Raw genomic sequence first — 25,690 nt, 5'->3', positions numbered from 1 at the left:
GCATCGCCGCCGGGGTGGCGGCCTTCGTATACGAGGCGCCGTGCCCAGAACGCCACCGAAACGCCCTCCCGCTCGTGGCGATTTCGAGATCACGGCCGAGGCCGTTCCCAGGCTTCCTGACGAATGGCGAGCGGTGCCATGACGCTGTCGATGCCATAGAGCGTCACGCCGCGCAGGATGAAGGGCGCCACCGTCGCCGGGAAATCCATGCCGCCGGCGAGGCCGCAGGCGGCCACCGCGCCGCGGTATTTCGTCGTCGCACAGGCGTTGGCGAGGGTGTGGCTGCCGACGGTGTCGATCACCCCGGCCCAGCGTTCCTTGCCGATCGGCTTGCCCGGCGCCGACAGTTCGCTGCGGTCGATGATCGTGCTGGCGCCCAGGGACTTGAGGTGCTCGGCTTCGCCGGGGCGGCCGGTCGAGGCCACCACCGTGATAGCCAAGTTTGGCGAGCAGGGCGATGGCTACGCTGCCGACACCACCGTTGGCGCCGGTGACCAGAACCTCGCCGTCAGCAGGCTTGATGCCGTGCTTCTCGAGAGCCAGGACGCAGAGCATGGCCGTGTACCCGGCGGTGCCGATGGCCATCGCCTGCCGGGCGGAGAAACTCGCCGGCAGCGGCACCAGCCACTCTCCCTTGACACGCGCCAGTTCGGCCAGGCCGCCGCAATGCGTTTCGCCGACGCCCCAACCGTTGAGGACGACGCGGTCGCCGACCTTCCAGGCCGCATTCGCTGTTTCTGTCACCGTGCCGGCAAAGTCGATTCCCGGCACCATCGGAAAGCGGCGCACCACCGGCGACTTGCCGGTCAGTGCCAGACCGTCCTTGTAATTGAGCGTCGACCATTCGACGCTGGACCGTGGTGTCGGCTTCTGGCAGCACGGCATCGTCGATGTCCTGCAGTTGAGCTTGGTAAACGCCGTCGTCTTTGGTGATCAGGATTCCCTTGAACATGGTGATTCTCCTCGGGTAATCGATCTAACGCTTGAGCAGCTGCCAAACCGCTTCGACGCCGCCAAGCACCAGGTCCGAGAGGTCAGCTTCCAGGATGCCAGTGCGCTTTTGCCCGGCCAACTGCGGCTTCTTGGCGCGCTCGTTGGCAATCAGCGCGTCGGCGATGGCGTGCGGGTCGACGTGCGCCTGCCGGCTGGCCCTCTGGCCGAAGTCTGCGAGCGCGTTCTGCACCGCGTCGGGATCGAGAATCACGATCGGCGAACGACAGTGGGTACACACGTGATCGCGGCGGATGTCGACCGGTGCGCCACAGCCGGAGCAGCGAATGGTCTGCACCTTGCGCGCCAGATCCTCGACTTCGGCGCCGTTGAGCTGGCGAACGAAGCCTTTTTCGATCATGAACGCAGCGAAGGCGCTGAAACGACCGTGGCGTTGCGGGCAGCGGTTGTAGGCGAAGCGCCCCGCACGCGTGCTGTCGAGGCAGTTGAGCAGCGGCTCGCGGCAGCGCGGGCAGCGCAGTACGCCGGGCCAGGGTTGGCGAAGGTCGGCGTGGTGTTGGTGCAGGAGCCGGAAAAGCTCGAGTACGCCGGCCGGAGCCAGTTGGGCGCTCTCGTGCTCGTCAAACCAGAGACCCTGGCAGGCAAAGCAGATATCCAGGGTGACCTCGCCATTGAGCTGGCGCTTGAAATGATGAACCGCCATCGGCGCCTGACAACTCGGGCACGGACTAGCCGTTGTCGGACGGGTGGGCTGCTGGCTGCTGGTGTTGGTCATGGGATCAAGTGGGAGGCGGCAGGGATCACTGGGTTCGGCTCTGCTTCCAGCCCGGGGAAAGGAAGCTCGGAGGCACGCGCGGTAGTATAACGGCCTCGTCCTCGCCGGGCGAGTACTGCACGGCACGGTGACCCGGAATCGTAATCCCGTTCGCCTGGCGCGCCCGGCACTCGCCGCGCTCCGGGTATCCGATGGCGATTTCGCTCATCTGATCTCGCTTTTCCGGCAGCGCGCGCACCCGGGCGACGCCAGAATTGCGTCAAACGAGTCTTGAAGGTAGTATCCATGCCGCGCGTCGCGCGATGGTGCAGTTCCCGTCATCCAGCCGGTTCGATGGCCCTACGAACCGCGCTCCAGCCTTTCACCGCGGAAAAGAACCGGCCCCGCTTGCTGGCTCGGGTCCTCCCATTCAACTTCGCAACTTCCTCTACCGTTCCCAGAATGATTTCCGGCCTACTCAAGAAGATTTTCGGCAGCCGCAACGACCGGCTGATCAAGCAGTACATGCAGGTCGTGCGCAAGATCAACGCGCTGGAGGCGGGGATCAGCGCGCTGTCCGACGAGGCGCTGCGCGGCAAGACCGCCGAATTCAAGGCCCGGGTGGCCAACGGCGAAACGCTGGATGCCCTGCTGCCGGAGGCCTTCGCCGTCGTTCGCGAGGCCGGCAAGCGCGCGCTCGGCATGCGTCATTTCGATGTCCAGTTGATCGGCGGCATGGTCTGCACGATGGCAAGATCGCCGAGATGCGGACCGGCGAGGGCAAGACGCTGGTCGCGACGCTGGCCTCCTATCTCAATGCGCTTTCCGGCAACGGCGTGCACGTGGTCACGGTCAACGACTATCTGGCCAACCGCGACGCCGAGTGGATGGGGCGCCTGCATCGTTTTCTCGGCCTCACGGTCGGCGTCAACCTGTCGCAGATGGCGCACGAGGACAAGCAGGCGGCCTACGCCGCCGACATCACCTACGGTACCAACAACGAGTTCGGTTTCGATTATCTGCGCGACAACATGGTCTACGCGGGCAGCGAGCGGGTGCAGCGCAAGCTCAGCTTCGCCATCGTCGACGAGGTCGACTCGATCCTGATCGACGAGGCGCGCACGCCGCTGATCATCTCGGGTCAGGCCGAAGACCACACCGACCTCTACGTGCGCATGAACAAGGTCGCTCCCCTGCTGCAGCGCTGCCAGGAAGAAGAAGGTCCGGGAGATTACTGGGTGGACGAGAAAGGTCATCAGATCCTGATGACCGAAGCCGGTCACGAGCACGCGGAAGAACTGCTCGCGAGCGCCGGCCTGCTTCCCGACGGCGGCAGTCTGTACGACGCCTCCAACATCCTGATGATCCACCATCTGTACGCCGCCTTGCGCGCCCACAACCTGTTCCTCCGGGACCAGCAGTACGTGGTGCAGAAGGGTGAGGTGATCATCGTCGACGAGTTCACCGGTCGCCTGATGTCCGGTCGCCGCTGGTCCGATGGCCTGCACCAGGCGGTCGAGGCCAAGGAAGGGGTGAGAATCCAGAACGAGAACCAGACGCTGGCCTCGATCACCTTCCAGAACTACTTCCGCATGTACAGCAAGCTGTCCGGGATGACCGGCACGGCCGATACCGAGGCGTACGAATTCCAGCAGATCTATGGTCTTGAGACGGTGGTCATCCCGACCAACCAGCCGATGCGGCGGACCGACAACAACGACCAGGTCTTTCCGTACCGCCAAGGAAAAGCACGCGGCGATCGTCGCCGATATCCGCAGCTGTCGCGAGCGCGGCCAGCCCGTCCTGGTCGGCACGACGTCGATCGAGAACTCCGAGCTTCTCTCGGCGCTGCTCGACCACGAAAAGCTGCCGCATCAGGTACTCAACGCCAAGCAGCATGCGCGCGAAGCCGAGATCGTCCGTGAGGCCGGCCGTCCGGGAATGATCACCATCGCCACCAACATGGCCGGCCGCGGGACCGACATCGTGCTCGGCGGCAGCATCGAAAAGCAGATCCCACGCTCCGTGACGACGAAACGCTGGCCGCTGCCGACAGCGAGGCGCAGATCGCCGCGATCCGTGGCGAGTGGCAGAAGCTGCACGACCAGGTCGTGGCGGCCGGCGGCCTGCACATCATCGGCTCGGAACGACACGAGTCGCGGCGGATCGACAACCAGCTCCGCGGCCGTTCGGGCCGCCAGGGCGACCCCGGGTCGTCGCGTTTCTACCTCGCCCTCGATGATTCGCTGCTGCGCATTTTTGCCGGTGATCGCCTGAAGTCGATCATGGAAAGCCTGAAAATGCCCGAGGGCGAGCCGATCGAGCATCCGCTCGTCTCGCGTTCGCTGGAATCGGCGCAGCGCAAGGTCGAGGCCCGCAACTTCGACATCCGCAAGCAGCTGCTCGAATACGACGACGTCGCCAACGACCAGCGCAAGGTGATCTACGCGCAGCGCAACGAGCTGCTCGAGAGCGACGACATCTCCGAAACCGTCACCGCGATGCGCGAAGGCGTCTTGCACGACACCTTCCGGCTGCATGTGCCGGCCGACAGCGTCGAGGAACAGTGGGACCTGCCCGGACTGGAAAGAGCGCTGGCCGGGCGACCTCCAGATCACCTGCCGATTGTCGAGTGGTCGAAGAACGAACCGAATCTGAGCGATCAGGAGATGCTGCGGCGGATCGTCGACGCGGCTGCAGCCGCCTATGCCGAGAAGGTCGAGCTGGTCGGCGCCGAGATGTTCCACCAGTTCGAGCGCAACGTCATGCTGCAGAGCCTGGACACGCACTGGCGCGAGCATCTGGCGGCGCTTGATCACCTGCGGCAGGGGATACATCTGCGCGGCTACGCGCAGAAGAATCCGAAGCAGGAGTACAAGCGCGAAGCTTTCGAGCTGTTCGAACGTCTGCTTGACAGCGTCCGCATCGACGTGACGCGGACGCTGGTGACCGTGCAGGTGCGCGCTCAGGATGTCGAGGAAACGGCGCCGCATGCCGAGGTGCAGAATGTCCGCTACCACCATGCCGACTATGACGAGGCCTTGGGACTGGCTGATGCAGCCGCGGCCGCTGCCGCTGCGCCACGCAAAAGCCGATGCATGCGGGCCCCAAGGTCGGCCGCAATGACCCGTGCCCCTGCGGTTCGGGCAAGAAGTACAAGTACTGCCATGGCAAGCTGTCGTAGTCGTAGTGTCGGAGTCGCCGGGCGTGAGCCACGACGTCGGGGTGCGCGCTGCCGGCGCCAGCAGCCGGCCAGGTGACCCGGTCCGCCTGCGTCTCACCGCCAGCCTGTCTTCGCTCGCGAGGTTGCAATGCCCGTCAATTACCGTACCCCCTCCGCCCTCGATCTGTATCCGGTCGATGGCGTCCGTCTCGGTGTGGCCGAGGCGGAATCCGCAAGGCTGATCGGCGTGACCTGACCCTGCTGTCGCTGGCTGCGGGATCTCGCGTCGCTGGCGTGTTTACCGCCAACCGCTTTTGCGCCGCCCCCGTACAGGTCTGCCGCCGGCACCTGGCGCTCGGCAGCGACATCCGGGCATTGGTGATCAACACCGGCGTGGCCAATGCCGGCACCGGCGAGCACGGCTGGCAGGCCGCGGTAGAGACCTGTGCTGCGCTCAGCCAGCTGCTGGGCATCGACGACCGGCAGGTGCTGCCCTTTTCGACCGGCGTCATCCTCGAACCCTTGCCGGTCGACCGGCTGCTTGCCGGACTTCCCCGGTGCATCGCCGATCTGCGGAGCCGATAACTGGCACGCCGCGGCGCATGCGATCATGACCACCGATACGGTCGCCAAGGCCGCCTCGCGGCGCCTCGAGATCAATGGCCGATCGGTCACCATCACCGGCATCAGCAAGGGTGCCGGAATGATTCGGCCGAACATGGCAACCATGCTCGGTTTCGTCGCCACCGACGCCGGCATCGCCACGCCGCTGCTGCAGGAGCTTCTGGCGCAAGCAGCCGATGCGTCATTCAACTGCATCACCGTCGATGGGGATACCTCGACCAATGATTCCTTCATCCTGATCGCCACCGGTCAGGCCGGCGTCGAGTTTGCCGACTCGGCAGCGCCCGGCTACCAGGTGTTCAGCCAGGCAGTCGTCGCCGTGGCGATGGAACTGGCGCAGGCGATCATTCGTGACGGTGAAGGCGCCAGCAAGTTCATCACCATCGCCGTCGAGGGCGGTCGGGATCAGACGGAATGCAAGTGTGTCGGCTATGCCATTGCGCATTCGCCGCTGGTCAAGACCGCTTTCTTCGCTTCCGATCCCAATCTCGGGCGCATCCTGGCGGCGATTGGTTACGCCGATATCGACGCCCTCGATGTGGATCGTGTCAGCGTCTGGCTGAGCAGCGCCGGAAGCGAGATTCTGGTCGCCGAAGGTGGGGGCCGGGCGGCGTCCTACCGCGAGGAGGACGGCGCCGCGATCATGCAGCAGGCGGAGATCGGTGTCCGCGTCAGCCTGGGACGCGGCCAGGCCAGGGCGACCGTCTATACCTGCGATCTTTCCTACGACTACGTGAAGATCAACGCGGACTATCGCAGCTAGACGCGTTTCAGGCGAATCAACCTGAACCAGCCGGCCGCCAGCGCCGGCTGGTCGCTCTCCATGACCAATTGCGGCGTCTTGTCGAGCAACTCCTCGAAAACCACGTCGAGTCGTGTCGCCACGCGCCGGACCACAGGATTGACCAGTCGCCGCAGCGGTGCCCACTGCCCGGCCTGGAGGAACTTGTCGAAGATCAGCACGCTGCCGCCGGGGACGAGCACACGTGCGGTCTCTTTGAGGCAGGCGAAGGGATTCGGCAGCACGGCGAGGATCAGGTGCAGGATGACGTGGTCGAAACTCCGGTCAGCAAAGGGCAGGCACTGCGCATCACCCTGAACGCAGGAGAAATCGAGCCGCGCGGCGCGTGGCATGGCCCGACGCAGCATGGCATGGGTCAGGTCGATCCCGGTGTAGCTGTGCTGCCGTGGCAGGAGTGGCAGATCGAGGCCAGTGCCAACACCGCTAAGGAGGACGCGCGCCGGCGTCGACGGCAAGCCAGCCAGGCTTCTAGCGCGCTGTGCGCGGGTGGCGGCGGTCAGCGCCGCGTCGTAAAACGGCGAGATCAGGGTGTAACTGTGTTTGAGGCTCAATGCCGGGCCATCAATGCAGGACGTGTGGCACGGCCAGCGTGAAGGCGGGGATTTCCACCTCGAACTGCCGTCCATCCACGGCCGTCAGCTGGTAGCTGCCGCACATCGTGCCGACCGGTGTGTCGATCTGGCAGCCGCTGGTGTAGACAAACTTCTCTCCCGGCTGCAATAGCGGTTGCCGGCCGACGACGCCCAGGCCTCGCACCTCCTGCACCTCGCCGCTGGCATCGGTGATCACCCAGTGACGCGAGATCAACTGCGCAGGCACGGTGCCGATGTTCTCGATGGTGATCGTATAGGCGAAAACGTAGTTGTCTCGCACCGGATCCGACTGCTCGGCGATATATTGCGGAACCGCGCTGACCGCGATTTCATATTTCTTGCTTTCAGCCATCTTTGCTCAATGTCGGAACGATCGGAACCGGCATTGCACACCAAACGAGAGATCGTGACAAGCTTATTGTTGTGCTCTGCCGAATCCGGGCATCGTTCCCTCTCGCTCGTCGATCATTCGGATTTTGCATCGGCTGCGTCGTCGCCGTGCCATCGAAGCGTTGGCTCTCCCCCGAAGTTCCGGCAAACGCCGAGAGCAAGCGTTGTCAGAAAATGTCCATGTTGACGCACAGGCGGTTCTGGCCGGCTTCGCGAGCGGCGGTCAGCAGGGAGGCTGCGTGTTCGATCAGCACGGGCGTATCCTCGCCCGTGTATTCGGTGACCCCGCCGCTGATGGTCAGTAAAGGTTCGCTATCGCTCCAATGGCTTGCTTCGACCAGTTCGCGCAGGCGTTCAAGACCGAACATCGCTTCGCTGACGCGCACATTGGGCAGAATCAGCAGGAACTGGTCACTGCCGAAGCGGCCGACCATGTCGAATTCGCGCAGGTTCTTGCACATCAGCTGGCCGACCCTGGCCAGCACCCGTGGCTCCGCATGGATCGCGTTTGCCTGACCTAAATCGCCAAAGCGGTCGATGGCAATCAGGGCGAGGACGAAAGGCGTGCCATATCGCCGCGCCCGGCGAATCTCGTCGTCGAGCAGCAGCTGGATATAGCGCTGATTGAAGACCTCGGTCAATGGGTCATGCGTCGGCAGTTGCTGTCTATCGCCGGCCATCCGGCCGTGCTGTCTCAGATCGGCCAGGATCAGGAGAACACGCCGCAGCTTGCCATCGGCGGAAAACACCGGAAAGGCGCTACCCTTGCACCAGGTCTGCGTGCCCGAGGGAGGATTCCGGATCCCCATGGCTCGCTGGTGGACGGCTTGCCGGGTATGCAGGACCTGCATTTCGAGGCGCTGGTCATCGGTCAACGGCTGCCCGTTCTCGTCTTCCCAGATTGTCGGTGTGTCGCCGAGCAGATCGGTGGCGCGGCTATTGCGCAGATGCACTGACCCGTCAGCGGCGAAGGAGAGCAGCCCGATGCCCAGGCTGTCGAGCAATGCAGCGTAGTGTTCGATCTCGAGGTCATCGGCACGCAGATCGACGAGCGGCAGGCGGGTCTGGCTATCGGGCATCAGCTGACAGGCACCAAAATGTCCGCGTATCGTAGCCCAAAAGGGCGGCTGGTGCACGGCGAAAGGCACCCCCCCATGTGGTGCCCTTCGGACCGGGTGGAGCGGATCACGCGGCAGCCAGCGCCTGCTCCAGATCGGCAATCAGGTCGTCGATATGCTCGATTCCGATCGAGAGGCGAATCATTTCCTCCGAGACGCCGGCCTTTGCCAGCTCGGCAGGCGCCAGCTGGCGATGGGTGGTCGACGCCGGGTGGCAGGCGAGCGACTTGGCGTCGCCGATATTGACCAGCCGGGTGAACAACTGCAGCGCGTCCTGGAAGCGGGCGCCGGCCTCCGAACCACCGCAGTCGGTGCCCTTGACACCGAAGGTGAGAATGCCGGAAGCCTTGCCGTCCATGTACTTCTGTACCAGTGCGTGGTCTGGATGGTCGGGCAGGCCGGCGTAATTGACCCACGCCACCTTCGCATGAGCCCGCAGGTAGTCGGCGATCCTTTCGCTGTTGGCGCAGATGCGGTCCATGCGCAGCGGCAGCGTCTCCAGGCCTTGCAGAATCAGGAAGCTGTTGAACGGCGAGATGGCTGCGCCCATGTTGCGCAGCGGCACCACACGCGCGCGACCGATAAAGGCCGCCGGGCCGAGGGCTTCGGTATAGACGACGCCATGGTAGGACACGTCGGGCTCGTTGAGGCGCTTGAACTTCAGCTTGTGCTCGGCCCACGGAAAACGCCCGCTGTCGACAATCATGCCACCGATCGAGTTGCCATGACCCCCGATGTACTTGGTCAGCGAGTGCACGACGATGTCGGCGCCGTGCTCGAAGGGGCGGCACAGATAGGGTGAGGGAACCGTGTTGTCGACGATCAAAGGCACGCCGTGCCGGTGTGCTATCTCGGCCAGTTGCTCGAAGTCGGTGACGTTGCCAAGCGGGTTGCCGACCGATTCGCAATACAGCGCCTTGGTCTTGCCGTTGATCAGCCTTTCAAAGCTGGCCGGGTCGGCATGGTTGGCAAAGCGCACGTCGATCCCGTATTGGGGCAGAGTGTGGGCGAACAGGTTGTAGGTGCCGCCATAGAGTGTCGATGCCGAGACGATGTTGTCGCCGGCTTCGGCAATGGTCATGATCGCGTAGGTAATGGCAGCCTGGCCCGAGGCCAGGGCCAGGCCGCCGATCCCGCCTTCCATCGCAGCGACGCGCTTTTCAAGGACATCCTGGGTCGGATTCATGATGCGGGTGTAGATGTTGCCGGCGACCTTGAGGTCGAACAGGTCGGCTCCGTGCTGGGTGCTGTCGAAGGAATAGGAGGTCGTCTGGTAAATCGGTACGGCGACCGCCTTGGTCGTCGGTTCAGGGCTGTAGCCGGCGTGGACGGCGAGGGTTTCGAGTTTCATGCAGGTTCTCCTTGGTGATTGGCGCAGTGTCTTTGCACGGGCGAATCTTAGCACCTCGAATTGCCGGTGTCGGACCGGCGGTTCGAACCCTGCGATCAATGTCGTCGGCAAGCTGCCAGCGCTGGGCAAGTACGAACTCCTCTGCCTGTGCTCAACCGCTTTCCGGGCGCTGGGCGGCAACGGATCAGAGCCGGATCAGCTCTCCCGCTCGGTCGTCGATCGCCCCCGGAGCCAGTCCGGCAGTGGCCGGTCGCCAGCATTCTCGATGATGTATTGACGAATCAACTTGCGCACGACCTGGGACGGCGTCAGGTCGTGAGACGCGCAGATCTCTTCAAAGATCTGTTTCTTGCGTGGGTCGATGAGGATGGTCAGGCGTGAAGTGCGATTTTCCATATGGGCGCATTAGATGTGAATTAAATTATCATTGCAATATTATCAGGAACTAATACAATTACCTGTGAATTAAAACAGGAGCAAAACGCAGGTCGACACGCCTAGTCTCGCCCGGCTCCGGGCACTTTTCAAGTGCCTTGTTCATTGACTGCACACGGTTTTGCGGAGGTCTGAATCGTATGGTCCTCGCGTCTTGCGGCAAGGGGCTTTCTGCCCGCGGATCCGATCGCCCTGGCGGCGTGAACCGGCCTCGCGGGGGCTGCCGCTTGTGATCACCCGTTGGCTGCCCGCTGCGGCGCAGTGGGTACATATTGACTGGGTTCTGCTGGTGGTTGGCGCCTGGCTGCTGATTGGCGTGGCCGGCGTTCTTGCCTTGCGCCGGCTGACGCTGGTGGCGAGGGTGCTGTTTCCCCTCGGTGGCGCGTTCGGGCTGGCCCTGGCGGGGATTGCCCTGAGTGCGGCGTTGAGTTCGCCCGAGGTCGCGGTACTTCCGATCGGACTACCCGGCTTGCCCTTTCATTTTCGCCTCGACAGCCTGTCGGCTTTCTTTCTGATCGTCATCGGCAGTGTCTCGGCCGGTGTGTCCGCGTTCGCCGCCGGCTATTTTCGCAAGGGTGAAGGCACGCCGCCGGGTCTGCTCGCCTTCGAATACCACCTCTTTCTCGCCAGCATGGCGCTCGTGGTGGTGGCTGACGACGCCTACGCGTTCATGGTGATGTGGGAGACGATGGCGCTGTCCTCGTTCTTTCTCGTCACTGCCAACCATCGCATCGTCGAAATCCAGCGTGCCGGCTACCTTTACCTGCTGATCGCGCACATCGGCGCCATCGGCATCCTGCTCTGCTTCGGCGTACTGCAGGCCAATACCGGCGACTACACCTTCGCCAACATGCGCGCACAGCAGCTCTCACCGTTCTGGGCGTCGCTGGCCTTCCTGCTGGCGCTGTTCGGCTTTGGCGCCAAGGCCGGCATCCTGCCGCTGCATGTCTGGCTTCCCGAGGCGCATCCGGCCGCCCCCTCGCCGGTCTCGGCGCTGATGAGCGGGGTGATGCTGAAGACCGCCATCTACGGTGTGTTGCGGGTCTTCTTCGATCTGCTCGATACCCCGCTCTGGTGGTGGGGCCTGTTGCTGCTGGTGGTTGGCCTGGCCACCGCACTGTTCGGTGTCGTCTTTGCCGCGGTGCAGGTCGATATGAAGCGCTTGCTGGCCTATTCGTCGATCGAGAACATTGGTCTGCTGTTCGCCGCTATTGGTCTGGCGGTGTTGTTCTCCGCCTACGGCATGCAGCCGATGGCGGCACTGGCGCTGACCGCGGTGCTCTACCATGTGGCGGGTCATGCCTTCTTCAAGAGCCTGCTTTTCGTTGGCACGGGCGCGGTACTGCATGCCACCGGCGAGCGCAACCTTGGCAAGCTGGGCGGCCTGATCCGCACCATGCCCTGGGTGGCCTGGGCCATGCTGGTCGGCGTTCTGGCCAGCGCCGGCTTGCCCCCACTGGCGGGCTTCGTCTCGGAGTGGCTGTTGCTGCAGAGCTTTCTTTTCTCTCCAGCCTTGCCGAGCGCCTTCCTCAACATGTTGATCCCGGTGGTGGCGGCGCTGATTGCGCTGATCGCCGCGCTCGCCGGCTATACCATGGTCAAGTTCTTCGGGATCATCTTCCTCGGCCAGCCGCGCGAAGAGAAGCTTGCCCTGGCGCGTGACGCCAGCGGCTGGGAACGGATCGGCATGGCCTGGCTGGTCTGCGGTTGCGTGCTGCTCGGCCTGTTTCCGGTGCAGTTCATTGCGCTGATCGATCCGGTGACACGGTCACTGATCGGTGCCGGGATGGCCGATACGGTCGCTGCCGGTGGATGGCTGCTGGTGCCGGTCGCGATCGAGCGCGCGAGTTACGGGCCAGCGATCTTCCTGCTCGGCGTTGCGGCCAGTTTCGCGCTTGCCTTTGTCCTCGTGCGCACCCTCTACCACGGCCGGTTGCGACGCGCAGCGCCCTGGGACTGCGGCTACCCGTGGCAGAACGCCCGCATGCAGGATACTGCCGAGGGCTTCGGGCAGCCGATCCGGCAGATTTTCGAGCCCTTCTTTCGCATGGAACGTGAACTGCCGACGCCGTTCGACACCGAGCCCCGCTATCGCGTCAGTGTTGGGGATCACTTCTGGCACTGGCTCTATCTGCCGCTGGCTCGCGCCGTCGAGCGCCTGGCCAGCGTCATCGGCCTGTTGCAGCAGGGGCGGATCGCGGTCTACCTGCTCTACAGCTTCGCGACCTTGATTGCCGTGCTGGTGGTGGTGAAACAATGACCTGGCTGGGCGTCTTCTCGCAACTGCTGGAAATTGTCGCGGCGCTGCTGCTGGCGCCGCTGCTCAGCGGCTGGATCAATCAGTGGCGCGCCTGGCTGCAGAACAGGTCGGCGCCCGGACTCTTGCAGCCGTATCGGATGCTGCACAAGCTGTTCAACAAGGAATCCGTGATTGCCGAGCACGCGTCACCGCTGTTCCGCGGGGCGCCTTACATCGTTTTTGGCTGCATGGCGCTGGCGAGCGCGATCATTCCGACCCTATCGACCGACCTGCCGCTGTCGCCGGCTGCCGACGCGATTGCCCTGGTCGGCCTGTTTGCCCTGGCGCGGGTGTTCATTTCGCTGGCAGCGATGGATGTTGGTACCTCTTTCGGCACGCTTGGTGCCCGACGGGAGATGCTGATCGGCTTTCTCGCCGAACCGGCGCTGCTGATGGTGCTGTTCTCGGCGTCGCTGATCTCCAAGTCGACCTCGCTGACCACCATCGTCGAGACGCTGGCGCATCGCGACCTGGGAATCCATCCCAGCCTGGCACTGGCCGGTGTCGCCTTCACCATGGTCTCGCTGGCCGAAAACGCGCGTGTGCCGGTGGACAACCCTGCGACCCACCTTGAACTGACCATGATTCACGAAGCGCTGATCCTTGAGTATTCGGGTCGGCACCTGGCCTTGCTCGAGTGGGCCGCCAGCCTGAAGCTCTTCGCCTACTCGTGCATCGGCCTGGCCTTGTTTTTCCCCTGGGGGGTTGCCGAGGCCGAGGCGCCGCTGGCGCTACTGCTGGCGATGCCGGCACTGATCCTCAAGCTGGCAATCGGTGGCGCTCTGCTTGCACTGCTCGAGACACTGAGCGCCAAGATGCGCATCTTTCGCGTGCCGGAATACCTGGCCACCGCCTTTCTGCTGGCGGTCATCGGCATGCTTGTCCACATTCTCCTGGCCGCATGAGATGACCGAACTCGTCGGCCAGTTGATCAATCTCTTTGCGGCAATCCTGCTGATGCTATCGTTCGCGATGATTTCGCAGCGGCGGATTCTGTCCCTGATTCACCTGTTTACCGCCCAGGGAATAACCCTGGTCGCGGCGACGGTGCTGGTCGGCTACGCCACGCACCAGCCACACCTCTACGTTTCGGCGGGCATCACGCTGGCCTTGAAGGTGATCCTGATCCCGCTGCTGCTCTATCGGGTCATCAATCGTCTCGACGTACGCTGGGACGTCGAGACCCTGATCAACATCCCGATGACCATGGTCATTGGCATCGCCCTGGTCATCTTCGCCTTCAACCTGGCGCTGCCGATCTCCAAGCTCTCGGTCAGCGTTGCCCGAGGCACGCTGGGCATTGCGCTGGCCTGCGTTCTGCTCTCGTTCATGATGATGATTACGCGCTCGAAGGCGGTGCCGCAGGTGATCGGCTTCCTGTCGATGGAAAACGGCCTGTTCTTTGCCGCCACCTCGGCGACCTACGGCATGCCGATGGTCGTCGAACTGGGTATTGCCCTCGACGTGCTGGTCGGCATCCTGATTCTTGGCGTGTTCATGTTCCATATTCGGGAAGAGTTCGACAGCCTCGACATCAGCCACCTCGAAAAGCTCAAGGAAGACTGAACTGGAAACCCTGTTTTTCGTCCTCGGCATTCCCTTGCTCGGCAGCGTGGTTCTGGCCCTGACCGGGCACCGCGACAGCGCGCGCGAGGTCAACGTCGCCTTCAGCCTGGGGACCTTCGTCGCCACCTGCGTGCTGACCGTCGGGGTGATCTCCGACGGGCCACTGTTCGCTTGGTCGCGCGAGTTCTACATTGATCCCCTGAACGTGTTCCTGGTCACCCTGACCGCCTTCGTCGGTCTCACCACGGCGATCTTCTCGCGGCCCTACATGCGCGTTGAGCGTGACCACGGCAAGATGACGCCTAATCGCATGCGCCTCTACCACAGCATGTATCAGTTGTTCAGCTTCACCATGCTGATCGCGCTGACGACCAACAACCTGGGCATCCTGTGGGTCGCCATGGAAGCAGCGACGCTGACCACCGTCCTGCTGGTCAGCGTCTACCGGACCCCGGCGAGCCTCGAGGCCGCGTGGAAATACTTCATTCTCTGCGGCGTCGGCATCGCGCAGGCGCTGTTCGGTACCGTGCTGCTCTACATGGCAGCGGAAAAAGTGATCGGCCTCGAGGGCGGCGCCCTGCTCTGGACCAATCTCGACGCGGTCAAGGCTCGGCTTGATCCGACCATCATCACCCTGGCTTTTGCCTTCCTGTTCATCGGTTATGGCACCAAGGTCGGCCTAGTGCCGATGCACAACTGGTTGCCAGATGCCCATGCCGAAGGCCCGACGCCGGTTTCGGCAGTGCTTTCGGGCTTGTTGCTCAACGTCGCCGTCTATGCCCTGTTGCGTTGCAAGGTGCTGACCGATGGCGCGCTGCAGAGTCATCTCGCCGGACACTTGATGATGGCTTTCGGGCTGCTGTCGGTGGTCGTGGCAGCGTTCTTCCTGTCGCGGCAGAAGGACGTCAAGCGCATGTTCGCCTATTCGTCGATTGAACACATGGGGCTGATCACCTTCGCCTTCGGCATGGGCGGCCCGATTGCCAACTATGCCGGCCTCTTGCACATGACGGTCCATTCGCTGATCAAGTCGGGTATCTTCTTTGCCGTCGGCCATGCGACGCAGAAGGCCGGGACGCAGAACATGGCCGACATCCGCGGCCTGATCAAGGTCAGCCCGACGGTCGGCTGGGGTCTGATGCTCGGCTCACTGGCCATCCTTGGCATGCCACCTTTCGGGGTTTTCGCGAGTGAATTCCTGATTCTCACGACCGCCATGCGCGAGCAGCCATGGGCCACACCCTTCCTGCTGCTGGCGCTGGGCGTTGCTTTCGCCTCGGTCTTCAGCCGCGTGCAGCCGATGGTCTTCGGCGACACCTCGGTCAAGCCGTTGCGCCACCCTCCAGCGCTGGTCCCGGTCTTTGCCCACCTCGGTCTTGGCCTGATGCTGGGCCTGTACATTCCGCCTTACCTCGACGCCTGGTATCGCCAGGCGGCGCAGATGATTGGAGGTTGAGTCGATGCGGATTGCCGGCTTCAGCCTGGACTGTGAACGATTGCCGGCGCCGCTGCCGATCTGGCGCGCGACGGTCCGCGCTGAAACCTGGCGGGTGCTGGCACGCGGCGTGTCCGAGCAGGGCGGGCGCCTGCTGGCGCTGTGGGCGTCCGACTGCACGCGCGGCGCGGCCGGCAGTCTGGTCGTCTCATCAGCGTATGTCGTTCGCGAAGGTCTGCTCTGGCTCGACCTGCCGCTCGGCGAGAGGCGTTCAAGCTATCCGGATCTGGCGCCAATCTTTCCCTGCGCGGCGCGCATGCAGCGGGCCGCTGCCGATCTGCTGGGGGTGACGGCCGACGGCGCCGCTGACCAAAGGCCGTGGCTCAATCACGGAGCCTGGCCAGCGGGCTGCTTTCCCTTGTGCCACGGGGCGCTGGAAAAGAATTCCGAGGTGGCGAGAGAAGTCAGCGATTACGCCTTCGTTCGGGTCGAAGGTGACGGTGTCCACGAAATTCCGGTTGGACCAGTGCACGCGGGGATTATCGAGCCTGGGCATTTCCGCTTTTCGGTCGTCGGCGAGAAGGTGCTGCGTCTGGAGCAACGCCTGGGCTACAAGCACAAGGGGATCGAACAGCGCTTCACCGAACTGCCACCGCTCGAAGCGTATCGTCTGGCCGGGCGGGTCTCGGGGGACTCGACGGTGGCATACGCCTGGGCCTGGTGCATGGCGCTCGAGTCGCTGGCCGGCTGCCAGGTTTCCGAGCGCGCTGCTTCGCTGCGCGCCCTGCTGCTGGAGCGTGAGCGGGTGGCCAATCACCTTGGCGACCTCGGTGCGCTTGGCAACGACGCCGCTTTCGCCTTCGGCCTTGCCCAGTTCTCCCGCCTCAGGGAAGACTGGTTGCGCCTGGCCAGGGAAGCTTTTGGTCACCGCCTGATGATGGACTGCATCGTTCCCGGCGGCGTGGCCATGGACATCGACCAGGCGACCAGCGACCGGCTGGCGCGCCAGTGCGACCTGATCGAGCGCGAGGTGCAGGCGTTGCGCCAGGTCTATGACGAGCATGCCGGCCTGCAGGATCGCTTCATGACTACCGGTCGCGTGCCGCCGGAGCTGGCTGCTCGCCTCGGTCTGACCGGCCTCGCCGGTCGTGCCAGTGGCCGGGCCGCCGATCTGCGCTGCGATCAGCCCTGGCCACCCTATGACCGACTGGCGGTGAAGATGTCGACGCAAGGCAATGGCGACGTCGCTGCGCGGGTGGCAGTCCGTTTCGACGAAATCCAGGAGTCCCTGCGCCTGCTGCGCCTGCTGCTTTCGCAGCTCGGTGAGGGTGAGACGCGCAGCGCATTGCGGCTGCCGGCGAAGGCGGCGTGCGGCGCTGGCTGGGTCGAGGGCTGGCGCGGTGAAGTCTTCGTGGCGCTGCTTTGGGACGGCGAGGGCGGCGCCAACGCCATCCGCCGCTGCCACGTTCACGATCCCTCGTGGCAGAACTGGCCGGTACTCGAGCACGCGGTGATCGGCAACATCGTCCCGGACTTTCCGCTGATCAACAAGTCCTTCAACCTCAGCTATGCAGGACACGACCTCTGATGTGGCGCATTCTCCGACAGATTACACGCCAGGGCCTCTGCAGCGAACCGCCGCCCGAATGCAGCGATGCTCCGCGTGTTGAAGCCGGGCGCATCCATGACGAATTGCTCACCATTCTCGGCCAGGCGCTGGCCGTTCGCCAGGTCGACGCCGGCTCGTGCAATGGCTGCGAACTCGAGATCAACGCGCTCAACAATCCCTACTACAATATCGAGGGCCTCGGCATCCGGTTCGTTGCCAGCCCGCGCCACGCCGACCTGCTGCTGGTCACCGGGCCGGTCTCGCGCAACATGGCGCTGGCTCTGCGGCGGACCCATGACGCGACGCCCGAACCGAAGCTGGTGGTTGCGGTCGGCGACTGCGGCTGTAGCGGCGGCATCTTCGGCGAGGGCTACGCGAGCTGCGGTCGCGTAGCCAACGTCATTCCGGTCGATGTCACGGTCGCCGGTTGTCCGCCGGCGCCGATCGATATCCTGCGCGGGATTCTGACGGCAGTGAGACGGTGTCGGGCGGCCCCGGGGTGAACGGCGGCTGAGGACTCAATCCGGAGCCCTCTCGACGCCGGCTATCGCCAGGGGAGCTGACGGAAGGCCGCAGCTGAAGCTAAGGTGGACGTTTCTGGTCTGCCCGGGTTGTTAAGGAGAATCACCCATACCGTCCCCAAAAACCTCTGCCATGGCGGCGTCAGCGCGCGACAACCGTATGAGCAAGGTCGCCGCCCCACGCCTGGAACCGACGCCGGAAGCCCTGGCCAGCCCGTTGCGGCGCTATCTGCTGGCCACCCGGCCGGCTTTCCTGAGCATCGCCCTGGCGGGGTGCCTGCTGGGCTTTAGCAGCGCCCTGGATGCCGCCTTCTCCTGGGCTCTCGCCTTGTTGACCGGGTTCCTGGCCGTGGCCACCCAGGCCGGCGTCAATGTCCTCAACGACTACTGTGATCACCTCAACGGTAGCGATGCCGTCAATGTGGACCGCCTGTTCCCTTTCACCGGCGGCTCCCGCTTCATCCAGAACGGTGTGATGTCGCCGCGCCAGATGCTGGCCTATGCCCTGGTCCTGTTCAGCGGGGTGATCGCCGGTGGGCTGTGGCTGATTGCCACCCGGGGGGGCAGCCTGTTCGGGATCGGACTGGCCGGGTTGCTGATTGGCTGGGCCTATTCGGCGCCGCCGCTGAAGTTGAGCAGCCGAGGCCTGGGCGAACCATGCGTCGCAGCTGGCTTCCTGCTGATCGTTGCCGGTGCCGATTTCGTGCAGCGTGGCGCGATCTCTCCCCGGCCCTGGCTGCTCGGCCTGCCCTATGCTCTGCTGGTCACTAATATCCTTTATATCAATCAGTTTCCCGACCGGGCGGCCGATATTCTGGCCGGTAAGCGGCATTGGGTAGCTCGTCTCGAGCCGGCCGTGGCCGCACGAGGCTATTGGCTGCTGCTGCTCCTGTCAGCGCTGGCCATCGTCGGCCTGGTCGGCTCGCGTCAGTTGCCGCCTCTCGCCCTGGCTTCCCTGCTGGCCCTGCTGCCCGCCATCAAGGCTGGCCGGATTCTCTCCGCCCATGCCCACGAGCCGGCCCGGCTCCGGCCCGCGCTGCCGATGACGATCGCTGCAGCCCACCTCCAGCCCGCGATCCTGGCGACTGTCCTCGCCTGGATGAACTGGTCGTGATCGCTTGCCACACCGGGATTCGGCTGCAAGAGGGACAGGAAGGCCCGGCGCCACTGGAGCAGAGAGCGATGGGCTCCGGGTGACGCTGCCGGCGGATCAGGCAGCGCGTGTTTCATCTCCCGCGACCGCCTCCGCTGCCAGCCGATTGACGCCGTTCACCAGCGCCCGGATCGACGCAGTGACGATGTTCGCATCGATACCGACGCCGTAACATTCGCCAGAACCGGTGGCCGGCGTGACCTCCAGGAAGGCGCAGGCATGCGCGTCGCTGCCTTTGCCGCCGCTGGCCAGCGAGCGTTCTTCGTAGCTGCGCACCTGCACGACCCGGCCGACGGCGCGCAACGCATGCACTGCCGCGTCGATCGGACCATTGCCTTCGCCGGCCAGCAGGTGGACCCTGCCGTCGATCTCGACGCTCAGGCGGATTCCCTGGGCACTGCCATGCTCGAAGAGATGGTGTTCGAGGTAGCGCACGGGATGCTCGCTGCCGAGATAGGTCCGCGAGAACAGCTGCCAGATCTCGGCGGCTGTGATCTCGCCGCCATGGTGATCGGTGTGACCCTGGACGACGCGGGAGAATTCGACCTGCAATCGACGCGGCAGGACGATGCCGTATTCCGCCTCGAGCAGATAGGCAACGCCGCCCTTGCCGGACTGGCTGTTGACCCGGATCACCGAATCGTAGTTGCGGCCGACGTCGGCCGGGTCGATCGGCAGGTAGGGGACGTGCCAGAGCGCATCCGCCTGCTGCACGGCAAAGCCCTTCCGGATCGCATCCTGGTGCGATCCGGAAAAAGCCGTGAACACCAGGTCGCCGACATAGGGATGGCGCGGGTGGATCGGTAAGCGGCTGCAGTACTCGACAGTGCGTGCGACGGCGTTGATGTCCGAAAAGTCGAGGCCCGGGTGGACTCCCTGGGTGTAAAGATTGAGCGCCAGGGTGACGAGGTCGACGTTGCCGGTCCGTTCGCCGTTGCCGAACAGGCAGCCTTCGACGCGCTCGGCGCCGGCCATCATCGCCAACTCCGCGGCGGCCACTGCCGTGCCGCGGTCATTGTGCGGATGGACGCTGAGGATGACGCTGTCGCGGCGGGCGAGGTGGCGGTGCATCCACTCGATCTGGTCGGCATAGACGTTCGGCGTCGTCACTTCGACCGTCGTCGGCAGGTTGAGGATCACCTTGTCGTCGGGCGTCGCCCCCCAGGCGGCGGTCACTGCATCGCAGACCTCGAGAGCAAAGTCGAGTTCGGTCGCGGTGAAGGTCTCCGGACTGTATTCGAGCACCCATTCGGTTTCCGGCTGTTCGGCCGTCAACTGCCTGATCAGCCGAACGCCGGCAACCGCCATATCCACCACTTCCGCCTTGCTCATCCCGAACACGTTCTCGCGAAACGGCCTGGACGTGGCGTTATAGACATGAACGATCGCCCGCCGTGCCCCCTTGAGCGATTCGATGGTGCGCCGGATGAGCTGCTCGCGCGCTTGCGTCAGTACCTCGATCGTCACGTCGTCGGGGACATGACCCCCCTCGATCAGCTGGCGGACGAAATCGAAGTCGGTCTGCGACGCCGACGGAAAGGCGATCTCGATTTCCTTGAAGCCAATGTCGCAGAGCGTGTGGAACAGCCGCATCTTGCGCTCGGCGTTCATCGGCTCGAACAGCGCCTGGTTGCCGTCGCGCAGGTCGGTACTCATCCAGATCGGCGCGGCGCTGAGGGTACGATTCGGCCACTGGCGGTCAGCGAGCCTGATGGCCGGGAAGGGGGTGTATTTGATCGATGGATCGTTCAACATGGTTGGGCTCCTGGGGTTCGGTCTTGAATGTTCCTGATGAGCCACATGCTACGCCGGAGGGGCCGGCAGGTGCTTGCGTTGTTGTCTCGAATAGGCGATCAAAATTGGCAGAAAATTGCGTAAAATGCAAAGTATTCGATATAAAAATCACACATTGAAAAAAGTAAGGCAATCGCATGCAAATCGATCGCTTTGACCGGCAGATCCTGCAGGTACTGCAGCAGGAGGGCCGCATCAGCAACCAGGAACTGGCCGACCGTATCGGCCTGTCACCGTCGCCTTGCCTGCGCCGGGTGCGCGCGCTCGAAGAAGCGGGGTTGATTACCGGCTACCGGGCGCTGCTGGATCCGAAGGCGCTGGGATTGTCGCTGATGGCGCTGATCCACATTTCCATGGACCAGCACACCCCGGAGCGTTTCAGCCACCTCGAAGCGGCGATCAGCGAGATCCCGGAGGTGATGGAATGTCTGCTGATCACCGGCCAGTCAGCCGACTACCAGCTCAAGGTGGTGGTCAAGGACATGGACGCCTATCAGGATCTGCTGCTCAATCGGATCACCGGTATCAAGGGGGTGACCGGTGTCCATTCGAGCTTTGTTCTGCGCCGGGTGGTAACAAGACGGCGCTGCCGATCGGAGAGACCTAGTCGCGGTCACTGCGTGGCTGTCGGTTGCGCCCGCGCAGCAGGAAGCGGCCAGGATCGACGGCGCCGGCCAGATCTGCGGCGACGGGTAGCGGCGCGCCGGTGATCAGGCAGGCGAGCAGTTCGCCGGCCAGCGCCGACCAGACGATACCGCGGGCGCCAAAGCCGTTGATCAGGTAAAGCCCCGGCAGGCGGGGCATTTCGGCGAGCGGTCGCGAAGGGCGCGCCGGATCAATCGCGGCGGCATCGGCAACAGCACCGATCATTGGCAGGCGATCCGCATTCAGCGTCTCCCTCCGGCCGAATCATGCGACGACAGCGGGGTGAGGCCCCTGATCAGGAAGCGAAGTGCCGCAGTGCCGGCATCACCGGATCAATGGTGCTGGCGGCCAGTCGCGGCGACGGGGAAGCGAGCTCGGCATAAGCGGCGAGCGCTTCGGCGCTCGGCCGTCCGACCAAAGCCGCCAGGTCCGAGAAGCGTACTCCCTGTCGCACGAGCCAGGCGATGCAGGTGTGTCGAAGGTCCTCCGGTGTCAGGCTCGCAGCGTCCGCCAGACCCGCGTCGAAGGCGGCGCAGATCACTACGGACTGGAGGTGGGCCGCGGCGATTGGTGCGCCGGCTGCATCGGCCAGCATCGGCGCCGAGCGATCGCCAGGCAGTGCCGCCCGGCAGGCCATCAGCCATGGTGGAACGTGCAAGTGGCGCGGGGCATTACCGCGGACACGCAACGTTCCGGCGGCAGGATCGAAGTCTTCATGAGCGAGATGGATCGCTTCGTCGGCCGTCAAACCTAGCATCAGGAGGGCGATCAGGAAACGCTCCTCGCCGGCGGATGCCGCGAGGAGCGCCGCCACTTCCTCTTGGCTCAATTCGCGCGCCGACTGCGACTGGTCGGGAAGCAGGTCAATCGGCGGCCGAATGCCGGCCGACAGCGCGCCGGCCATGTTCCCCGCCAGCTGCCTGGCAGGATGGCCAGGCATCGGCCAGGTTTGTGGAATGACGACTGTCGTCGTCGCCGCGCCTTGGGCAGGAGGCGAACGCGTAAACAGCTCGACGAACCAGATGGCGAGCAGTCCGAGAGCGAAGGCAGCAGCCGTCACGAGCAGTGCGTCACGCAGATACTCTGGTCGAAATGGCGACTGCGGAACGCTCGCCGCCTCGACCACCTGGAGTGCCGGTAGCCGGCTGCTCTCGCTGGCGCCAAGTCTGGCAAGACGCTCGAGCGCCGCACGGTGTGCTTTTTCGATCTGTGCGAGATCGTCTTCGAGCGACTTCGCCTGTGCGAAGCGTTGTGAAAAGACCTGCACGTTCGCGCGCTGGTTCCTGATCTGCGTCTGCAGGCGCTCGACCGTTGCCCGGGCGCTGGCCAGATCTTCCTCGGCGGCGGCGAACCCTGCCTCACGACCCGTCGCACGCTGGACCTCGATCTGCCGTTCCAGTTCGCTCAGGCGAATGCGCAACGCCCGCGCTTGCGGATCGAGGCTCATGAAATGCGGGGTGTAAGTCCGCTCCAGCTCGCGTATCTCCTGGCGCACCTGCGACGCGCGCTGTTCCATTCCTGCCAACGTCGGATCATCCTTCGCTGCCATCGCCCGCGCGCCACCGCCCTCGCGCAAGGCGCGCAGTCGGGACTCGGCGATCGCGGCGCGCTCGGTTGCCGTATTCAGTGCGGTGCTCAGCCCTTTCAAATGAGCGACGGCATCGTTCTCCTCGCGCTCGCCGGAAACGACGCCGTTCGTGTTGCGAAAACCTTCCAGACGCTCGCGTCGCTCGCTTACTGCCTGGCCAAGCCGGGCGACTTCCTCGCCGGCCTGCGCCAGTCCCTCGTCCGAGACCACTTCATGCGACGCCTGCATCTGATCACGATACGCGTCGACCAGCGCGTTCAGTGCCGCGGCGAGCAGAGTCGGCTTTGCACCGGTTGCCTGCAGCTCGACGACAGCCGTGCCGGTCACCGGCACCGCGTGGATCATCCCCTTCAGCTGCTCGACGAGGTTACCGTCGATCGTCGACGCGTGACCGGCCGAGGCAAGCAACGCGGCCACCTTCTCCAGCAGCGGACGGCTGGTCAGCACCTCGACCTCGGTCAGCACTCCGGCCGTGGCACGCGGCGCAGACTGCTGGCCGGCCTCGCCGGTCGCTGCCGGCGTCAACGGACGCGGCTCGTGGCTTCCGGGAGTGATCTCCACCCTGGCAGTCGCCCGGTACTCGGCCGGCCGCAGGAAATCCCAGGCCAGGCCGGGCAGCATGACGAGGAAGAAGACCGCCGCAAAGACCCGTGCCCGCCGGCGATTGCTGATCCGCGTGGCCGCTGCCCCATCGGCGTCCGGGGTCACATCGAGTTCGAGGAAGGCGCGCAGCGAGGACATCACTTGCATCGTGGAATCCTCATAGTGAGGCGGCAGTTGGCAAGGCGAAATACCGGATGCGCCGCCAGCCGTCGGCAGACGCGGGAGTGCCGCAAGGATAGGAAATCCAACGGCATCAGCGAAAGTATATGGGCTCCCGTGAAGCGGCGTCAATCTCGGATTGGCTCGCAGGAACCCACGGAAGGTCATCCGAATCACGCTTCGCCGAGTGTCCGTGCCTATTCGCCCGGTCGCACGGATGACCACAGCACGAGTCCTCCCACGACAGGCAATGACAACTCGTCTTGGGTCACTGTGGATCCTTGCTGATCCGGCCGGTTGCGCGCGGCGCCAGCAGCTGCTCGTCTGGCTGGCCGCTCCACACGGGAAGCAACCTGGAAGCAAGCGGGCGCGGGCTGGTCCGCCCCGGCCAGTCGTATCACAGCACGCCCCGCCAGGTGTGGGTCCAACCGCTGACCTCGGATTGTCGCGACCGACTGTGCGCCGCGCCGGGGAGCCCGCGGTCATGAGCAAACCTGGCCGTCGCCCGACACGCGTTGCCATCAAGGTACTTCGCTCAACAAAGAAGCAGCAGGAAAAGGCGCTGAACTTGAAACTGAGCGCGACGGGGGAACTGCCCAGCACCCCCGTTCCCTTGCCCAACCGATGTTCGACTTTTACCACCGTCCCGAGGAACAAGCAGCTCGCGAGGAGGCCTTGAGCCAACAGATGCGTCTCCTGCGCAAAGAGCTGCCCGCCATGCTCGCGCAATTGACGACGATTCCAGACCCGAGAGACCGCAAGAAACGCTGGCACAAGCTCACTTCGCTCTTGCTCTACGGCTTGCTGATGTTCGTCTTTCAGTTCGCCTCCCGGCGCGAGACCGGCGCCTTGCCTGCGCCGGGTGGTAAACAAGACGGCGCTGCCGATCGGAGAGACCTAATCGCGGTCACTGCGTGGTCGTCGGTTGCGCCCGCGCAGCAGAAAGCGGCCAGGATCGACGGCGCCGGCCAGATCTTCGGCGACGGGTAGCGGCGCGCCGGTGATCAGGCAAGCGAGCAGTTCGCCGGCCAGCGCCGACCAGACGATGCCACGGGCGCCAAAGCCGTTGACCAGGTAAAGCCCCGGCAGGCGTGGCATTTCGGCGAGCGGTCGCGAAGGGCGCGCAGGATCAATCGCGGCGGCGTCGGCAACGGCCCCGATCATCGGCAGGCGATCCGGTGACAGCGGCCGAAAGCCGACCCGGCCACCGAGCGCTGCCCGGTCGATGGTCCTTGCTGTAGCCCGGCAGGATGAAATCGAGTTTGGCGAGGTTTTCGGCATGGTCGGCCTCGCGCAGTTCAGTTTGCTCGTCATCGACGGCAAAGGTGGCGCCGGCGCAGCGCAGGCCGTCGATTGCCGGCGTCACGTAACCGAGGCGGCAGACGACGATGCCAGGCGCTGAACCGGTGGCTGCCGGCAGATGCGAAACCTGACCACGCGCGGCGCGCAGCGGCAGGTGGGCAGCGGGGGCGAAGCGTCTGGCGTCGCTGGCGTTGGCCAGGATCAGGACCGGCGCAGCCGCGATGACTCTGCCGCCGGCGTCGTTGGCGTGCCAGAGTTCCGCGTGGCGCCCGATCTGCGCCACTTCGCAGCCGTAGTGCGGGGTGATCGCCGCGGCGTGGCGTGCCAGATTGGCCCGACACAGCGATGCCGGATCGACCCAGCCGCCGTCGGGAAACCACCAGCCCCCATTGGCGACCGGCCAGCCAGCGAGTTGGCTGGCGCGTTCGCGGTCGACGAAACAGAACTCGCCGGCAGCGGGCAGCTGGGTCGCCGCCACCTGCTGCTGCGTGGCGGCGTGCCGGTCGTCACGCGCCAGATGCAGCACGCCGGTCTGTCCCCAGCGCAGCGGCAGGCCGGCGGCGGTCAGGGCGGCGAAATGCTCGCGGGCATGGCGGAAACCGGTAGCGGTCAGTTGCGCCAGCCGATTGTTGTCGAGTGAGGGCAGGGGGCGCAGGACGCCGGCGAGATTGCCCGATGCGCCCTGGCCGGGCGCCGGCGCACGCTCGATCAGCGTGATCGTCCAGCCGCGTGCGGCCAGCCGTTCGGCGGCGCTGCTGCCGGCCAGGCCGGCGCCGATGACGATCGCCTGGCTCATGCGCCGGCGGCCACGCTGGCCAGGCTCGCCGCTGCTATC

At 64.7% G+C, this 25,690-nt stretch carries 18 protein-coding genes and 4 pseudogenes; 10 read left to right on the top strand and 12 right to left on the bottom strand.

Annotated elements, in window-relative coordinates:
* Positions 1 to 101: 101 nt before the first annotated feature.
* A pseudogene (acuI, locus tag V5B44_RS17990) lies at positions 102 to 952 on the bottom strand (acrylyl-CoA reductase (NADPH)); the annotation flags it as partial.
* Between the two features lie 24 nt (positions 953 to 976).
* Positions 977 to 1,726, bottom strand: a complete 750-nt coding sequence (locus V5B44_RS17985) for a zf-TFIIB domain-containing protein (protein WP_332360359.1) — start codon at positions 1,724 to 1,726, stop codon at positions 977 to 979.
* 441 nt (positions 1,727 to 2,167) lie between these two features.
* Between V5B44_RS17985 and secA the strand changes: the two are divergent.
* Together secA and argJ are read left to right on the top strand one after the other, a co-directional pair.
* Positions 2,168 to 4,889: pseudogene (gene secA, locus V5B44_RS17980) on the top strand (preprotein translocase subunit SecA).
* Positions 4,890 to 5,016: 127 nt separating this feature from the next.
* Positions 5,017 to 6,255, top strand: a pseudogene (argJ, locus tag V5B44_RS17975) (bifunctional glutamate N-acetyltransferase/amino-acid acetyltransferase ArgJ).
* Here argJ and V5B44_RS17970 read toward each other — a convergent pair.
* The 5 genes from V5B44_RS17970 to V5B44_RS17950 all read right to left on the bottom strand — a co-directional run bounded on the left by V5B44_RS17970 (position 6,252) and on the right by V5B44_RS17950 (position 10,142).
* The gene (locus tag V5B44_RS17970) at positions 6,252 to 6,845 is read right to left on the bottom strand and encodes a class I SAM-dependent methyltransferase (RefSeq protein WP_332360358.1); all 594 of its coding nucleotides are present in this window, start codon (positions 6,843 to 6,845) and stop codon (positions 6,252 to 6,254) included. The pseudogene argJ and the gene V5B44_RS17970 overlap by 4 nt on opposite strands.
* A 10-nt stretch (positions 6,846 to 6,855) precedes the next feature.
* The gene (gene apaG, locus V5B44_RS17965; protein WP_332360357.1) at positions 6,856 to 7,239 is read right to left on the bottom strand and encodes a Co2+/Mg2+ efflux protein ApaG; all 384 of its coding nucleotides are present in this window, start codon (positions 7,237 to 7,239) and stop codon (positions 6,856 to 6,858) included.
* A gap of 205 nt (positions 7,240 to 7,444) precedes the next feature.
* Positions 7,445 to 8,356: a sensor domain-containing diguanylate cyclase gene (locus V5B44_RS17960; protein ID WP_332360356.1), complete on the bottom strand. Its 912-nt coding sequence runs from the start codon at positions 8,354 to 8,356 to the stop codon at positions 7,445 to 7,447.
* A 106-nt stretch (positions 8,357 to 8,462) separates the two neighbouring features.
* Positions 8,463 to 9,746, bottom strand: coding sequence for an O-acetylhomoserine aminocarboxypropyltransferase/cysteine synthase family protein (locus V5B44_RS17955; protein ID WP_332360355.1), 1,284 nt, complete (start codon positions 9,744 to 9,746; stop codon positions 8,463 to 8,465).
* A 195-nt stretch (positions 9,747 to 9,941) separates the two neighbouring features.
* Positions 9,942 to 10,142 carry a CopG family transcriptional regulator gene (locus V5B44_RS17950; RefSeq protein ID WP_332360354.1) on the bottom strand — a complete coding sequence of 67 codons (201 nt, stop codon included), beginning with the start codon at positions 10,140 to 10,142 and terminating at the stop codon, positions 9,942 to 9,944.
* Between the two features lie 268 nt (positions 10,143 to 10,410).
* On the opposite strand from V5B44_RS17950, the gene hyfB reads away from it, so the two are divergent.
* From hyfB to V5B44_RS17915, 7 genes are all read left to right on the top strand, one after another.
* The gene (gene hyfB / locus V5B44_RS17945; RefSeq protein ID WP_332360353.1) at positions 10,411 to 12,441 is read left to right on the top strand and encodes a hydrogenase 4 subunit B; all 2,031 of its coding nucleotides are present in this window, start codon (positions 10,411 to 10,413) and stop codon (positions 12,439 to 12,441) included.
* A complete protein-coding gene (locus tag V5B44_RS17940) occupies positions 12,438 to 13,385 on the top strand; it encodes a respiratory chain complex I subunit 1 family protein (RefSeq protein ID WP_287632453.1) in 948 nt (315 codons plus the stop codon). Before hyfB ends, V5B44_RS17940 begins: the two co-directional genes overlap by 4 nt.
* Before the next feature lies 1 nt (position 13,386).
* Positions 13,387 to 14,046 carry a formate hydrogenlyase gene (locus V5B44_RS17935; RefSeq protein WP_332360352.1) on the top strand — a complete coding sequence of 220 codons (660 nt, stop codon included), beginning with the start codon at positions 13,387 to 13,389 and terminating at the stop codon, positions 14,044 to 14,046.
* Position 14,047: 1 nt separating this feature from the next.
* Entirely contained in the window at positions 14,048 to 15,502 is a 1,455-nt protein-coding gene (locus V5B44_RS17930) for a hydrogenase 4 subunit F (protein ID WP_332360439.1), read from the top strand.
* Between the two features lie 4 nt (positions 15,503 to 15,506).
* Complete coding sequence (locus V5B44_RS17925; protein WP_332360351.1) at positions 15,507 to 17,069, top strand: NADH-quinone oxidoreductase subunit C; 1,563 nt, start codon at positions 15,507 to 15,509, stop codon at positions 17,067 to 17,069.
* Positions 17,069 to 17,593: an NADH-quinone oxidoreductase subunit B family protein gene (locus V5B44_RS17920; protein ID WP_332360350.1), complete on the top strand. Its 525-nt coding sequence runs from the start codon at positions 17,069 to 17,071 to the stop codon at positions 17,591 to 17,593. The genes V5B44_RS17925 and V5B44_RS17920 overlap by 1 nt, the downstream gene beginning before the upstream one ends.
* Positions 17,594 to 17,771: 178 nt before the next feature.
* Positions 17,772 to 18,725, top strand: a complete 954-nt coding sequence (locus V5B44_RS17915) for a prenyltransferase (protein WP_332360349.1) — start codon at positions 17,772 to 17,774, stop codon at positions 18,723 to 18,725.
* Between the two features lie 96 nt (positions 18,726 to 18,821).
* Here the strand turns inward: V5B44_RS17915 and leuA are convergent, their stop codons facing one another.
* Positions 18,822 to 20,519 (bottom strand): 2-isopropylmalate synthase, encoded by a 1,698-nt coding sequence (gene leuA / locus V5B44_RS17910; protein ID WP_332360348.1) that lies wholly within the window; start codon positions 20,517 to 20,519, stop codon positions 18,822 to 18,824.
* Between the two features lie 176 nt (positions 20,520 to 20,695).
* Here leuA and V5B44_RS17905 point away from each other — a divergent pair.
* A pseudogene (locus V5B44_RS17905) lies at positions 20,696 to 21,165 on the top strand (Lrp/AsnC family transcriptional regulator).
* On the opposite strand, the gene V5B44_RS17900 reads toward V5B44_RS17905, so the two are convergent.
* The 4 genes from V5B44_RS17900 to mnmC all read right to left on the bottom strand — a co-directional run bounded on the left by V5B44_RS17900 (position 21,162) and on the right by mnmC (position 25,651).
* Entirely contained in the window at positions 21,162 to 21,428 is a 267-nt protein-coding gene (locus V5B44_RS17900) for a hypothetical protein (RefSeq protein ID WP_332360347.1), read from the bottom strand. The pseudogene V5B44_RS17905 and the gene V5B44_RS17900 overlap by 4 nt on opposite strands.
* A gap of 70 nt (positions 21,429 to 21,498) precedes the next feature.
* A complete protein-coding gene (locus V5B44_RS17895; protein ID WP_332360346.1) occupies positions 21,499 to 23,541 on the bottom strand; it encodes a hypothetical protein in 2,043 nt (680 codons plus the stop codon).
* 909 nt (positions 23,542 to 24,450) lie between these two features.
* Positions 24,451 to 24,717 (bottom strand): hypothetical protein, encoded by a 267-nt coding sequence (locus V5B44_RS17890; protein WP_332360345.1) that lies wholly within the window; start codon positions 24,715 to 24,717, stop codon positions 24,451 to 24,453.
* Complete coding sequence (mnmC, locus tag V5B44_RS17885; RefSeq protein WP_332360344.1) at positions 24,683 to 25,651, bottom strand: FAD-dependent 5-carboxymethylaminomethyl-2-thiouridine(34) oxidoreductase MnmC; 969 nt, start codon at positions 25,649 to 25,651, stop codon at positions 24,683 to 24,685. Before mnmC ends, V5B44_RS17890 begins: the two co-directional genes overlap by 35 nt.
* Positions 25,652 to 25,690: the final 39 nt, after the last annotated feature.

Source organism: Candidatus Accumulibacter necessarius (assembly GCF_036625085.1).
Note: the sequence above shows the minus strand (reverse complement) of the source record. Positions and strands in the feature narration are given on the sequence as shown.